At 67.3% G+C, this 13,333-nt stretch carries 13 protein-coding genes; 8 read left to right on the top strand and 5 right to left on the bottom strand.

The genetic code is table 11. The features are described from left to right. Positions 1 to 4: 4 nt before the first annotated feature. Positions 5 to 940 (bottom strand): RNA polymerase sigma factor SigF, encoded by a 936-nt coding sequence (locus DMB37_RS07135; RefSeq protein ID WP_135232028.1) that lies wholly within the window; start codon positions 938 to 940, stop codon positions 5 to 7. Next, positions 940 to 1,362 carry an anti-sigma factor gene (locus tag DMB37_RS07130; protein ID WP_135232027.1) on the bottom strand — a complete coding sequence of 141 codons (423 nt, stop codon included), beginning with the start codon at positions 1,360 to 1,362 and terminating at the stop codon, positions 940 to 942. Before DMB37_RS07130 ends, DMB37_RS07135 begins: the two co-directional genes overlap by 1 nt. A 96-nt stretch (positions 1,363 to 1,458) precedes the next feature. On the opposite strand from DMB37_RS07130, the gene rpe reads away from it, so the two are divergent. Continuing rightward, a complete protein-coding gene (gene rpe, locus DMB37_RS07125; RefSeq protein ID WP_135237395.1) occupies positions 1,459 to 2,130 on the top strand; it encodes a ribulose-phosphate 3-epimerase in 672 nt (223 codons plus the stop codon). Between the two features lie 506 nt (positions 2,131 to 2,636). Here rpe and DMB37_RS07120 read toward each other — a convergent pair. Next, a complete protein-coding gene (locus DMB37_RS07120; RefSeq protein ID WP_107657926.1) occupies positions 2,637 to 3,107 on the bottom strand; it encodes a hypothetical protein in 471 nt (156 codons plus the stop codon). Between the two features lie 573 nt (positions 3,108 to 3,680). Here DMB37_RS07120 and DMB37_RS07115 point away from each other — a divergent pair. The 4 genes from DMB37_RS07115 to DMB37_RS07100 all read left to right on the top strand — a co-directional run bounded on the left by DMB37_RS07115 (position 3,681) and on the right by DMB37_RS07100 (position 6,766). Then, positions 3,681 to 4,304 carry a riboflavin synthase gene (locus tag DMB37_RS07115; protein WP_107657925.1) on the top strand — a complete coding sequence of 208 codons (624 nt, stop codon included), beginning with the start codon at positions 3,681 to 3,683 and terminating at the stop codon, positions 4,302 to 4,304. Between the two features lie 76 nt (positions 4,305 to 4,380). Then, a complete protein-coding gene (locus DMB37_RS07110; RefSeq protein WP_135232026.1) occupies positions 4,381 to 5,625 on the top strand; it encodes a bifunctional 3,4-dihydroxy-2-butanone-4-phosphate synthase/GTP cyclohydrolase II in 1,245 nt (414 codons plus the stop codon). A 21-nt stretch (positions 5,626 to 5,646) separates the two neighbouring features. Continuing rightward, positions 5,647 to 6,126, top strand: coding sequence for a 6,7-dimethyl-8-ribityllumazine synthase (gene ribH / locus DMB37_RS07105; protein WP_135232025.1), 480 nt, complete (start codon positions 5,647 to 5,649; stop codon positions 6,124 to 6,126). Positions 6,127 to 6,262: 136 nt separating this feature from the next. Continuing rightward, entirely contained in the window at positions 6,263 to 6,766 is a 504-nt protein-coding gene (locus DMB37_RS07100; protein ID WP_135232024.1) for a PH domain-containing protein, read from the top strand. A 37-nt stretch (positions 6,767 to 6,803) separates the two neighbouring features. On the opposite strand, the gene DMB37_RS07095 is transcribed toward DMB37_RS07100, so the two are convergent. Together DMB37_RS07095 and DMB37_RS07090 are read right to left on the bottom strand one after the other, a co-directional pair. Then, positions 6,804 to 7,343 carry a GNAT family N-acetyltransferase gene (locus DMB37_RS07095; protein WP_135232023.1) on the bottom strand — a complete coding sequence of 180 codons (540 nt, stop codon included), beginning with the start codon at positions 7,341 to 7,343 and terminating at the stop codon, positions 6,804 to 6,806. 103 nt (positions 7,344 to 7,446) lie between these two features. Then, the gene (locus DMB37_RS07090; RefSeq protein ID WP_135232022.1) at positions 7,447 to 9,411 is read right to left on the bottom strand and encodes a gamma-glutamyltransferase family protein; all 1,965 of its coding nucleotides are present in this window, start codon (positions 9,409 to 9,411) and stop codon (positions 7,447 to 7,449) included. Positions 9,412 to 9,645: 234 nt separating this feature from the next. Here DMB37_RS07090 and DMB37_RS07085 point away from each other — a divergent pair, with 234 nt between their 5' ends. The 3 genes from DMB37_RS07085 to uvrC all read left to right on the top strand — a co-directional run bounded on the left by DMB37_RS07085 (position 9,646) and on the right by uvrC (position 13,141). Further along, the gene (locus DMB37_RS07085) at positions 9,646 to 10,332 is read left to right on the top strand and encodes an HAD family hydrolase (RefSeq protein WP_135232021.1); all 687 of its coding nucleotides are present in this window, start codon (positions 9,646 to 9,648) and stop codon (positions 10,330 to 10,332) included. Between the two features lie 147 nt (positions 10,333 to 10,479). Beyond that, positions 10,480 to 10,908, top strand: a complete 429-nt coding sequence (locus tag DMB37_RS07080; RefSeq protein WP_135232020.1) for a hypothetical protein — start codon at positions 10,480 to 10,482, stop codon at positions 10,906 to 10,908. A gap of 148 nt (positions 10,909 to 11,056) precedes the next feature. Then, positions 11,057 to 13,141 carry an excinuclease ABC subunit UvrC gene (gene uvrC / locus DMB37_RS07075; RefSeq protein ID WP_135232019.1) on the top strand — a complete coding sequence of 695 codons (2,085 nt, stop codon included), beginning with the start codon at positions 11,057 to 11,059 and terminating at the stop codon, positions 13,139 to 13,141. Positions 13,142 to 13,333: the final 192 nt, after the last annotated feature.

The raw sequence follows: 13,333 nt of genomic DNA, 5'->3' as shown, positions 1-13,333 counted from the left end.
CCCGTTACTCCCGGCTCGACTGCTCCCGAAGCCGCGCAAGGGTTTTCGCGAGGATGCGCGAGACGTGCATCTGCGAGATGCCCATCTGCTGGGCGATCTGGGTCTGCGTCATCGATTCGAAGAACCGCATGGTGAGGATCCGGCGTTCCCGCTCGGGCAGCCCGGCCAGCAGCGGACGGATCGCGACGTACTCCTCCACCCGGTCGAATTGGGACTCTTCCTCACCGAGGGTGTCCAGCAGGGAGGCATCGGTGTCGCGGCCGAGGGTGGCCGCGTCGATGGAGCTCGGCTGGTAGGCGTTGCCCGCGATGACGGCCTGGGTCACCTCGTCCGGGTCCACGTCGAGTTCGGCGGCGATCTCCTTGGCCGTCGGTGACCGGCCGAGCCGCTGGGAGAGCGCGTCGATCGCCGCGCCGATCCGCAGATGCGTCTCCTTGACCCGCCGCGGCACGCGCATGGCCCAGGTGTTGTCGCGGAAGTAACGACGCACCTCGCCCATGATCGTCGGCACCGCGAAGGACAAGAAGTTCGAGCCACGCTCGACGTCGAACCGGTCGACGGCGTGCACCAAACCGACCCGCGCCACCTGGGTGAGGTCGTCGAACGGTTCACCGCGCCCGCTGAACTTGCGCGCGATGTGATCGGCGAGCGGGATGCAGCGACTGATCAGTTCGGCCCGGATCGCGCTGTGCCGTGCGGTTCCCGGCTTGCTCGCACCGAGCTGTTCGAAGAGCAGCCCGACGTCGTCGTAGCCGGCGACCGTCCGTACCGCTTCGATGGTTTCGCTTTCCTCGACGGCATCCTCGGTGCTGACATCGTCCGCGTCCTCGGCGGCGCTCTCCGCGTCGTCGGCCTTCTCGGTGGCGGGATCCGGCTTGTCGGTAACGGTGTCGGCGTTGTCGTCGCGATCGGAGTCGAACACGGTGTCCTCGTCCGCCACTACGCTTTCCCCCGGACCCGACGGAACTCGACCGTCGTCGGATATCCGGAAACCGTCGAATCGTACGAATCCTGTGTCGCCTGTACCTCATCGGTGAGGGTGCGCAGTACATGCCAGCCGAAGCTGCGCTGATCGGGTAAACCCGCCTTGGCCGCGATTCCGCTGACGCGGACCAGCAACTCGGTCTCGCCCACGGTGAATCGACAGTTCAGGCTGGTGTCGGGTCCGGCGACGGCGATCAGCGTCGAGCAGACCTCGTCGACGGCCAGCCGGATGTCGGCCACCTCGTCCAGCGTGAAATCGCTTAGTAGGACGAGAGTTTCGGCGAGCCCACGAACGATGGGCAGCTGTGTGACCGATGCGGCCACCCGAATCTCCACCGGGGTGCTGTACAGCCCCTGTTCCGCCGAAATGTTGATCACCCTATGCAGGCTACCCACTCGCGCGCTGGACAACCCACACTACCGATAGACTGCGACGTTGTGTCCACCCCGACTTACGCGCGCCCGGCCGCTCCGATGATCGCCCCTTCCATCCTGTCCGCCGACTTCGCCCACCTCGCGGACGAGGCACAGGCGGTCGCGGGAGCCGACTGGCTACACGTCGACGTGATGGACGCGCATTTCGTGCCGAACCTGACACTCGGCCTGCCTGTCGTGGAGAGCCTGCTGAAGGCGACCGACATCCCCCTCGACTGCCACCTGATGATCGAGGACCCGGGCCGTTGGGCGCCGCCGTACGCCGAGGCGGGCGCGCACAATGTGACCTTCCATGCCGAGGCTACCGACGATCCGATCGCGGTGGCCCGCGATATCCGCGCGGCGGGTGCCAAGGCCGGACTCTCGGTGAAGCCGAACACGCCGATCGAGCCGTACCTGGAGATTCTGCGCTCGTTCGACACCCTGCTGGTGATGAGCGTCGAGCCGGGCTTCGGCGGACAGTCGTTCATCGCCGACGTGCTGGAGAAGGCGCGCACGGTGCGCAGGCTGGTGGACGCGGGCGAGCTGCGACTGCTGGTGGAGATCGACGGTGGGATCAACACCGACACGATCGAAGCCGCGGCGGAGGCGGGTATCGATTGCTTCGTCGCCGGGTCCGCGGTGTACAACACGGCCGATCCCAAGGCGGCCGTCGAGTCGCTGCGCAGGCAAGCCGCCGTGGTGCGCGCCGGCTTAGCAGCGGATCACTGACTGCGCGGGATTTGCGCAACCTGCGTGCGGGTGGCGGCGATCGTCCCGTTGCGCGGCGACCAGGTACACGAGGTCTGACTTCGCCGTGATTCACTGACAGCGCGCGGCTGTTATGGGCAACGTCTACCCGCGTCGTTCGATCGCCACCTTCTGCCGCGGCTGGGGAACCTAGCCGCGGCCGGGGAAGCGCGGTCTGGCCCGCACCGCGAATCTGCTGAAGCCTGTTGCAGGCAATGTTCGAGCGCGTCACTTCGATCGTTCCGTTGAGCGGCGGTCGGGTACGCGATCTGACGCGCGCCGCGAATCGCTTGCAGCGCGCGGGTTTGCGGGCAACGTGCTATCTCGTCGTCGCGCTCTCACCCCTAGCGCGGTACAGAGGTGCGCGCGGTTTATCCCGGCGAATTCGCTTGCAGCGCGCGGGTTTGCGGGCAACGTGCTATCTCGTCGTCGCGCTTCCACCCCTAGCGCGGTACAGAGGTGCGCGCGGTTTATCCCGGCGAATTCGCTTACAGTGCGCGGGTTTTGCAGGCGCCGATGGCGCGGGTCGCCTCGATCACCGCGTTGAGCGGGGGGCGGGTGGTGGCGGTTGCGGGGGAGCGGATCCAGGTGCGGTAGCCGGTGTGCTCGTCGTCGGGCGAGGGGAGCACGATCTGGCTGCCGGTGCAGGCCACCGTCGCGTACAGCCGGAACAGCTCGGCGGAGACCGCGGCGGTCAGGGTGTCCGGCCGGTACGGTCCGGTCAGGAAGGTCCAGCGCTGGGCGCGGGGGTGATCGAGGACCGGCCCCGCGATGGCGGCCTGCTCGAGCCGCTGCTGCACCCGCTCGCCGAGATCGGCGGGCATGGTGATGGCACCGTAGTGAGTGCCGATATGCAACAGGATGCGTCGCGAGGTGGGATCGATCGAGGCGGGCAGGTGCAATTCGCGCTGGTACTGCACGCAGCGAACTTCCAGCGTCGAATCGAGAAGAGTGGTCACGCCGCGCCCCCAACTGTGTCGAACTTGATTAGGCCCACTGTGGTTTTCTTACTTCCGTGAGTGGTGGACAATCCTTCGGTCGAACTTCCTGGCGGCATCACGTGCTTCACCAGGTCTAACGGCTCCTCGTCGAACTGTTCGGTGAACGATAGGAATCGGCTACATAACAATATTGCTGCTATTTCGGTCACGGCGCAAGCAAATGTTAAAAGTGAGCGGCAACTGGGTACGAGCAGTGCTCGTGGGTTTGCCGGAAGTGTGCAAAACACAAACTGGCGGTATCCATATCGCGGCTCATTAATCATTGTCGACCTGAAAAAGTCGAAATATCCGCATCATCGAATTGAATTCGACATAAATTCTTTATTGATCGTTTGCCTACGCGCATGTCCCCTGGCTGTTGGTCTGCTTCCTTCGGCGGTTGCCGGGACACGGTCTGCTGGCTCTTTGAGCGGAACCGTGCTGTCGGCTACGACCAGCCGTCGTTAAGCTGAGCCAAGGGCATCGACCGGCGGGAATACCCGTCGCGGCCGGGCTGTTCCGCAACCGGGGACAACGACAGGGAGTCATGGCATGTTCACAGGCATCGTCGAGGAGCTGGGCGAGATCGTCGCCACCGAGCGGTTGGCCGACGCCGCCCGGCTGACGATCCGGGGCGAGCTGGTGACCTCCGATGCCGGGCACGGTGATTCGATCGCGGTGAACGGCGTGTGTTTGACCGTCGTCGAGGTGGTGGGCGGCGATTCGTTCACCGTCGACGTGATGCAGGAGACGCTGGATCGCTCCAGCATCGGCAAGCTGGACACCGGATCGAAGGTCAACCTGGAACGGGCCGCCGCACTGAACAGCAGGCTCGGCGGCCACCTCGTGCAGGGCCACGTCGACGGCACCGGCACCGTGCTCTCCCGCACCCCCTCGGAGAACTGGGACGTGGTGCGCATCTCGCTGCCCGACAAGATCGCCCGCTACGTGGTGGAGAAGGGCTCGATCACCGTCGACGGCATCTCCCTGACCGTCTCCGGCCTCGGCGTCGCCGACGAGCCCGCGGAGGCGGGCAGCGGCGACTGGTTCGAGGTCTCGCTCATCCCCACCACCCTTGCCCTGACAAATCTCGGCTTTGCCACCGTCGGCACCACCGTCAATCTGGAGGTGGACGTCATCGCGAAGTACGTGGAGCGCCTGCAGCAGCGCGGGTGAACGGCCGGGCGGTCATCATCCGCGAGCGACGCCGTAGTGTAGGGGCGGACCTAATTCGAGATGGAGCACAACAGACGTGACCAGGTTCGACACCATCGAGCGCGCAGTCGCCGACATCGCCGCCGGTAAGGCCGTAGTCGTCGTCGACGACGAGGACCGCGAGAACGAGGGCGACCTCATCTTCGCGGCGGAGAAGGCCACCCCGGAGCTGGTGGCCTTCATGATTCGCTACACCTCCGGTTACATCTGTGTGCCGCTGACGGGTGACGACTGCGATCGGCTGGGCCTGCCGCCGATGTACGCGATGAATCAGGACAAGCACGGCACCGCCTACACCGTGTCGGTCGACGCCCGCGAGGGCATCACGACCGGCATCTCGGGTGCCGACCGCGCCACCACCATGCGACTGCTCGCCTCCGACGAGGCGAAGGCCGACGACTTCACCCGCCCCGGCCATGTGGTGCCGTTGCGCGCGAAGGACGGCGGCGTGCTGCGCAGGCCGGGACACACCGAAGCCGCGGTCGACCTGTCCCGGATGGCCGGACTGCGTCCCGCGGGCGTGATCTGCGAGATCGTCAGCCAGAAGGACGAGGGCCACATGGCCCGCACCGAGGAACTGCGCGTCTTCGCCGACGAGCACAACCTCGCCCTCATCTCCATCGCCGACATGATCGCCTGGCGGCGCAAGCACGAGAAGCACGTGGTGCGCGTCGCCGAGGCGCGGATCCCCACGGCGCACGGCGAATTCATGGCCGTCGGTTACCAGAGCATCTACGACGAGGTCGAGCATGTCGCGCTGGTGCGCGGCGATCTCGCCGACGGCGAGGACGTGCTGGTGCGGGTGCACTCCGAGTGCCTCACCGGCGATGTGTTCGGTTCGCTGCGTTGCGACTGTGGTCCGCAACTGGATGCCGCGCTGGAAATGGTGGCCCAGGAAGGCCGCGGCGTGGTGCTGTACATGCGCGGGCACGAGGGCCGCGGCATCGGGCTGATGCACAAGCTGCAGGCCTACCAGTTGCAGGACTCCGGCCACGACACGGTCGACGCGAACCTGGAGCTCGGGCTGCCCGCCGACGCCCGCGACTACGGCACCGGCGCCCAGATCCTGGTGGACCTCGGAATTCGGTCGATGCGACTGCTCACCAACAACCCGGCCAAGCGCGTCGGCCTGGACGGCTACGGCCTGCGGATCACCGACCGGGTGCCGATGCCGTTGCGCGCCAACGCCGAGAACCTGCGCTACCTGCGGACCAAGCGCGACCGGATGGGCCACGACCTGATCGGGCTCGACGACATCGATCTGGGCGAGACCGCCCGCTAATTCACGGAGAGGCAGACATCGATGAGCGGTACCGGCGTACCGACTTTCGCGCTCGCGGATGCCAAGGATCTGAAACTCGGCATCGTCGCGTCGCGCTGGCACACCACCATCTGCGACACCCTGCTGGCGAACGCCGAGCAGGTGGCCAAAGACGCCGGCGTCCTGCACGTCACGGTGGTGCGTTGCGCGGGCGCGATGGAACTGCCGGTGGTGGCCCAGGAGCTGGCGCGCACGCATGACGCGGTGGTCGCGCTCGGTGTGGTGATCCAGGGTGGCACACCGCATTTCGAGTACGTCTGCGATGCGGTCACCGCCGGGCTCACCCGGGTGTCGCTGGACGCGGGCACGCCCGTCGCGAACGGGGTGCTCACCACGAACAACGAGGAGCAGGCGCTGGATCGGGCCGGTCTGCCCGGGTCGGCCGAGAACAAGGGTGAGCAGGCGTGTGCCGCGGCACTCGATGCCGCGCTGACGCTGCGTTCCCTGCGGCAGTCCGCGTAGTGGGTGCGGTCGGGCTCCACCGCGTAGTCGTCCGCTGTGGTTCGGCAGCGGTTCCCGGTATCGGATCGGCGGCTGTCGCGGGCGTTTTGCAGTTCCATGCCGCGCGCAGTGTCGCAGGGGTAGGTGCGGGTCACTGATGCCGGTCTCTCGCATTTTCCGAAGGAACGCTGAACCCGCCGCAGGACAGGGCGATACGTCCGAGTGGGAGCTCGAGATCCGTCCCCGCCGAGCCGTGCGCAACGCGCGAATCGTCGCCGTCGTGATCGCCGCCGCCTTCCTCGCGGGCGGTATCTGGCTGCGCACCGGTTCGACCGGCGTGAACTTCCGCGTCGTCGATCAGATTGCCATGATCGGCATCGGCTTGGTCATCGCCGCCGCGGTCCTGCTGCTCACCCGGCCGCGGGTGCGGGTCGGCGCCGCCGGCGTCTCGGTGCGAAACATCCTCGGCGACAACGACTTCTCTTGGGACACCGTCCGCGGCGTCACTTTCCCCGACCGAAAAGCCTGGGCCCGACTCGAACTCGTCAACGACGACTACGTCCCCATGCTGGCCATCCGCTCCAACGACAAGGAGCGTGCCGCCGAAGCAATGGAGCAGCTTCGCGAACTGGGTGTGAAGTACACAGCCGAGCCGAAGTGATCGGTGACGCTCCGATTGCGCCGCCCGGTATCGAGGTTCAGCGGGATAGCAGCATCGGATAGACGATGGGCCCGTGGTCGATGGATAGCTCGCCCTGCCGCTTGAAGCCGAAGCGTTCGAAGAACGGGCAGGCCGCACGGGAATTGGAGATCAGGAAGCAGGGCTCGGTCGAGCCGGCCAGCCGCTGCTCGATCAGGGACGACGCGAAGCCCTGACGCCGACAATTCGGGTGGGTACCGACGGCGGCGAGATACAGGTGGGGTGTATCGGGCCGGACGTCTTCGATCTGGCGGGAAGCCGCAAGTGCCCGGGGGAGACTGCCCTTCAACGCCCGGAACAGGGTGAACGGTTTCGCGATCGAGGAGATAACCCCCGGAGGTTCCCACAGTGCGACGCTGACGATGGTCCCGTCCGCGTCGCACGCCGCATCGACCATGCCCGTATCGGCGCGCGAGGCAATACGCGAATCCCAGAACGCCGGCAGCGCATGCCGCCGCAACCCAGGTCGCGGCCAGAAGTAAGTCATCAGCGGATCCTCGGCGAAAGCCTCCGCGAGGACGAACGCACCGGTCTGCATAACTGCAGGTTAACCGCCAACCGCGGTGCTACCACGAGATAAACCCCCGACACGCGCGACGAGGACGGCGTCGAGCCGGCCCCGTCGGCGGCGGGATGACGACTCAGCGGGTATCGCCGAGGACCGCTCCCTCGCGGCGCGGGTCGGCGCCGCCGATCCAGCCGTCGCCGTCGCGTTGGAGTGCGCTGAGGCCGCTGGATTGCGGCGCGACCGTGACCTGGTGGCCTAGTTCGCGGAGGCGGATGACCAGGGCGTCGTTGTTGCCGTTGTCGGCGGTGTTGATGCTCGGGTGTTCGCCGCCGACGCCGGTGGACGGGGTGTTGCCTGCGCCGAACGACAGGGCGGAGACGGCCTGTTGCGGGTCGAGGTCCCAATCCAGCATGCCGATCAGGGTTTTCACGACGAACTGGATGATCACCGAGCCGCCGGGGGAGCCGGCGAGGTGGGTGAGGGCGCCGCGCGTGCCGTCGGGTGCCTTGTCGAAGACGAGGGTGGGCGCCATCGAGCTGCGCGGGCGCTTGTTGGGCTGGATCCGGTTGGCGACCGGTGCGCCGTCGGTGCCGAGCGGGTCGGCGGAGAAGTCGGTGAGCTGGTTGTTCAGCACGAAACCGTTGACCAGGTGGAATGAGCCGAACGCGGACTCCACCGTGGTGGTCATGGCCGCGGCGTTGCCGTACTTGTCGACCACCGAGATGTGGCTGGTGCCGTGCTCGGGCGGCTGCGCGCCGACACCGAGCGGGACGGGCCCGAAGTCGCCGGGCTGTGCGGTGCCCATGCTGCGGCCGCGGTCGATCAATGCGGAGCGCTGCTTCAGGTAGTTCTTGTCCACCAGGGTCTGCGGCGAATTGCCCGGCAGCGGAATGAAGTCCGAGTCGGCCACGTACTTGTTGCGGTCCGCGTAGGCGAGGCGTTCGGCCTCGGCGATCAGATGGACCGCGTCGGCCTTCGGCTTGCCGCCGTTGCGAGCGTCGGAACCGGAACCGAGGTTGTCCGGCGGCAGCGCGGCGAGGTCGAAGTTCTCCAGAATGCCGAGGGTGGCGGCGACGGTGCTGCCGCCCGACGACGGGTTCGGCATGCCGCAGATCTCGTGCGCGCGATAGGTGGTGCACAGCGCGGTGCGCTTCTTCGCCTGGTAGTTCGCCAGGTCGGCGGTGGTCATCAGGCTCGGGGTGCGGCCGCCGGACGCGGAGGTGGCCGCGTCCACGATGTCGGCCGCGATGGCGCCGGTGTAGAAGGCTTGGGCGCCCTCGGTGGCGACCGCGCCCAGCGTCTTCGCCATCGCGGGGTTGGTCAACATGGTGTCCGCGGGCTTGGGCGTGCCGTCGGGATTCAGGAAGTACGCCTTCGCTGCCTCGTCGAGGGCGAGATCCTTGGCGGACTCCGCGATCTGCCCGGCGAAGCGCGGGCTGATCGGGAACCCGCGATCGGCGAGATCGATGGCCGGGTCGAACAATTCCCGCCATCCGGTCTTGCCGTGGTCGCGGTGCGCCATCTCCAGCATCCGCAAAACCCCTGGCACGCCGATGGATCGGCCGCTGGCGCGCGTGTTCGGTTTCGGCTCGGACCGATCGGTGTCGCTGACCCAGCGCAGGTAGTTCTCGGTGGCCGCCGCAGGCGCGACCTCTCGCCCGTCATAGGCGTCCACGGTCTTGGTGGTGGCGTCGTAGTACATCAGGAACGCGCCGCCGCCGATGCCGGAGGCCTGCGGTTCCACCAGGCCGAGCACCGTTTGCGCGGCGATGAGCGCGTCCGCGGCCGTGCCACCCTCGCGCAGCACGCCACACGCGGCCTTCGTGGCCACCGGGTTCGCCGTCGCCACCGCATACGTCTTGGTGCGCACCGCCGTCATCCCCGACCGGTATCCGGTGGAGATCTCCGGGTTGGTGCTGATGTCCTGGGTCTTGCCGCCGGTGGCGCCTGCCGAGGTCGCGGCCACCGGTGTCCCGTTCGGCACCGTGTCGCAGACGGCTCCGGCTTTGTCCTCGTCGGACGAACAAGCCGTGACCGTCCCGAGGGCGAGCAGCACCACTGCCGCCACACCCGTCCACGTTCCTCGCGCGCGCCTCATGGGGGGACTCTAACGCTCGGCACCGAGACCGGGGGAGAGTTTGTCCGACCAAGACCGGGAGAGTCCGGCGATACCAGTGCCGGAAGGAAGTCGGCGCATCGAAGAGATTCTGCCCGGCACAACCAGGCGGGCGTGCGGACGACGAACTCGGTTGCGCGCCACCACATATCCGCCCGTCACCCTCGTGACCTGCGACGAAGCCGAGCGCGGCGGACCGGTCGGTAGGCTGATCCGGTGACCATCGAAGCGGTGCTCTTCGACTATTCCGGAACCTTGTTTCGACTGGAGGAGGACGAATCCTGGGGTGCGGACCTGGTCGCGGCCGACGGCCGCCCCTTCGATGTGCACGAGAAGGCCGAGATCCTGCGCAGGATGACCGCACCGGTCGGCCAGCTGGTGCGTTTCGACGCCGACGGCCAGCACGCCTGGGACAACCGTGACCTGGACCCAAAGCTGCACCGGCGGGCCTACCTGGAGGTCCTGCGCAAGTCCGGGGTACCGACCGACGAGCAAGCCGCCGTCCTCTACGGCCGCCTGATCGATCCGATGTCCTGGACGCCCTACCCCGACGTCGCCGAAGCGCTGACGTCGCTTGCGGCACAAGGCATTCAAGTCGGCGTGGTGAGCAACATCGCGTTCGACATCCGCCCCGCCTTCACCAGCCGGAACTGGGATCGCTACATCGACGCCTTCGCCCTCTCCTTCGAGATCGGCGCGGTGAAACCCGATCCCCGAATTTTCGCCGGCACCCTCGACAAACTCGGCGTCGACCCCGACGCCGCGCTGATGGTCGGTGACAGCGCCGAGGCAGACGGCGGCGCGGCCGCTCTCGGCTGCCGATTTGCCCTGGTAGACCCGCTGCCCACCGCCGAACGCCCGTCCGGTCTGCTCGACGCATTGCACCAGCACGGACTGTCCTGATCGACCGGCGCGCCCGCAATCAACACGGCATCATTTCCGGATAACCCCCGCCGCGCCCGAGTTGTCCGACTCTCTCCGGTGCTCTAGCGTCCTGCTGGCGCACCCGTCGATACGGGTCGAGAGTGTTGATCGGGAGTGGGGAGCGCCGTGGGCGCGGACTTTTCGGACGAGGATTTAGCGGTCGCCGAGAAATTATGGGCGCTGACCGAGCTGCCCGAGACCGTCAGAGAAGCACGGGAAGCCGCCTGGGGGTTGGCAGGATTCGGACTGGCCTATCCGGTGATCATGGGTGTGACGCGCAGCGCCGAGGCCGCGGGCGGCGCGGCCATCCAGTTCCTGTTCAGTTGGCTGTTGGGCCTCGTCGCCTGGGGATTTATCCGGGGTGCGAGCGGCGTGCGGGTGCTGGCGATCATCTTGGCGCTCGCGCAGGCGGTGGTCGGCTGGCGAACCCAACCCAACGACATTCCGTTCGAGCAGTGGATTGTGGCGGTGCTCTTTTCCCTCGGCACGTCGAGCGCCGTCGTCTACCAGCTGTGCCGCGCCGAAGCCAAGGAGTGGTTCGGCGCCGACGTATGACGTGCGCCCGCAACCCGGCCGCCGAACCCGCTGTCCAGGAGTGTGTTTCGGCGAAAAACACCCAGTCGATCCGGGGTGCGATCCCGCACGAGAACCGAACTCGGATCGCCTTGCCGAGCTTGTCGGACGTGCTCGATAGGCTTGATGGGTGGCAGATCCAGCGACGTACCGGCCCAAGCCGGGCACGATTCCCGTCGAACCAGGGGTGTACAAGTTCCGGGACGCATATCGGCAGGTCATCTACGTCGGCAAGGCCAAGAGCCTGCGCAGCAGGCTGAACTCCTACTTCGCCGACGTCGCGTCGCTGCATCCGCGCACGCGGCAGATGGTCACCACGGCCGCGAGCGTCGAGTGGACCGTGGTCTCCACCGAGGTGGAGGCACTGCAGCTCGAATACAACTGGATCAAGGAATTCGACCCCCGGTTCAACGTGCGATACCGGGACGACAAGTCGTATCCGGTGCTCGCGGTGACGCTGAACGAGGAGTTTCCGCGCCTGTTCGTCTACCGCGGCGCGCGCAAGAAGGGCGTGCGGTACTTCGGCCCCTACGCGCACGCCTGGGCGATCCGGGAAACCCTGGACCTGCTGCTGCGGGTGTTCCCCGCGCGCACCTGCTCCAACGGAGTGTTCAAGCGGCACAACCAGATCGGCAGGCCCTGCCTGCTCGGCTATATCGACAAGTGTTCGGCGCCGTGCATCGGCCGGGTCAGCGCCGCCGAGCACCGCCAGATCGTGGAGGATTTCTGCGACTTCCTGGCCGGGCGCACCGACCGCATGGTGCGCCAGCTCGAACGCCGCATGCAGGACGCCGCCGAGGACCTCGACTTCGAGAACGCCGCCCGCCTGCGCGACGACGTGCAGGCGCTGCGCCGCGCGCTGGAGAAGCAGGCCGTGGTGCTCGGCACCGGCACCGATGCCGACGTGATCGCCTTCGCCACCGACGAGCTGGAGGCGGCGGTGCAGATCTTCCACGTCCGCGACGGCCGGGTCCGTGGTCAGCGCGGCTGGGTGGTCGACAAATCCGGCGACGTCCTCGACGTGGTGCGGTCAAGCCCGGAGGAGGCAGCCGGCGTAACCACGGAGGGCTCCGAATCACATCGCGATGAGCCCGACTCCCCGGAGGCGGGCAGCGAACTGGCCGTGCTGGTCGAGCAGTTCCTCACCCAGTTCTACGGCGAGCAGGTCGCGGTGGCGGAACTGGGCGAGGCCGAGCAGCCCGCGACCGTGGTGCCCAGGGAGGTGCTGGTCCCCGAACTCCCGGCCGACGCGGAGCAGTTGCAGGAGTGGCTGTCGAACCTGCGCGGCTCGGCCGTGCAGCTGCGGGTGCCGCAGCGCGGCGACAAGAAGGCCCTCGCCGAGACCGTGCAGCGCAACGCGATGGAGGCCTTGCAGCAGCACAAGCTCAAGCGCGCGGGCGACCTGACGTCGAGATCGGCTGCGCTGCAAGCCATCCAGGACGCCCTCGAACTGGACAGCGCCCCGCTGCGGATCGAGTGCGTGGACATCAGCCACGTGCAGGGCACCGATGTGGTCGCCTCGCTGGTGGTGTTCGAGGACGGCCTGGCCCGCAAGTCCGAATACCGGCACTACACCATCAAGGAGGCCGCGGGCGACGGCCGCTCCGACGACGTCGGCAGCATCAGGGAGGTGACCCGGCGGCGCTTCTACAAGCTGCAGAAAGAGCGCGAGCTGATGGTGAACGAGGACCTGGCGGAGGTCGAAGCCCTCGACGACACCGCCGAACTCGTGTCCCGCCCCGGCATCGACCCGCAGACCGGCCGCCCGCGTAAATTCGCCTACCCGCCCAACCTCTACGTCGTCGACGGCGGCGCACCCCAGGTCGCGGCCGCGGCCGAGGTGCTCGACGAACTCGGCATCACCGATGTCGCGGTCATCGGCCTGGCCAAACGCCTCGAAGAGGTGTGGGTGCCGGGGGAGAGCGACCCGGTGATCATGCCGCGCAACAGCGAGGCCTTGTTCCTGTTGCAGCGGATCCGCGACGAGGCGCATCGGTTCGCCATCACCTTCCACCGCAGCAAACGCTCCCGCCGGATGACCGCATCCGCGCTGGACTCGGTGCCCGGGCTCGGGACGGCGCGCCGAACCGCGCTGGTTACCCATTTCGGTTCCGTCGCCAAACTCAAGCAGGCCACGGTGGAGGAGATCACCGAGGTCCCCGGCATCGGAGTGGCCACCGCCAAGGCCGTGCTCGCGGCGCTTCAGGAGGGCTGAGGACCATCGGAAACATCGGCTTTGCTCCGATACACCTATATTCTCGGTACCGTTCCAACACATGTTTGTGCGCGAGCGTCAGCGAGCAGCCAGGGATATACCGCGTGCGGGCACCCGACGGAACCGAGCGGCGGGGCGGTGGAGTCGCTAGCCTTCCACGTGCACCACGGAAGGTGATCGCGCATGTCTGCG

This window comes from Nocardia sp. CS682 (assembly GCF_004634405.1).
Classification (GTDB): Bacteria; Actinomycetota; Actinomycetes; order Mycobacteriales; family Mycobacteriaceae; genus Nocardia; species Nocardia ninae.
Note: the sequence above shows the minus strand (reverse complement) of the source record. Positions and strands in the feature narration are given on the sequence as shown.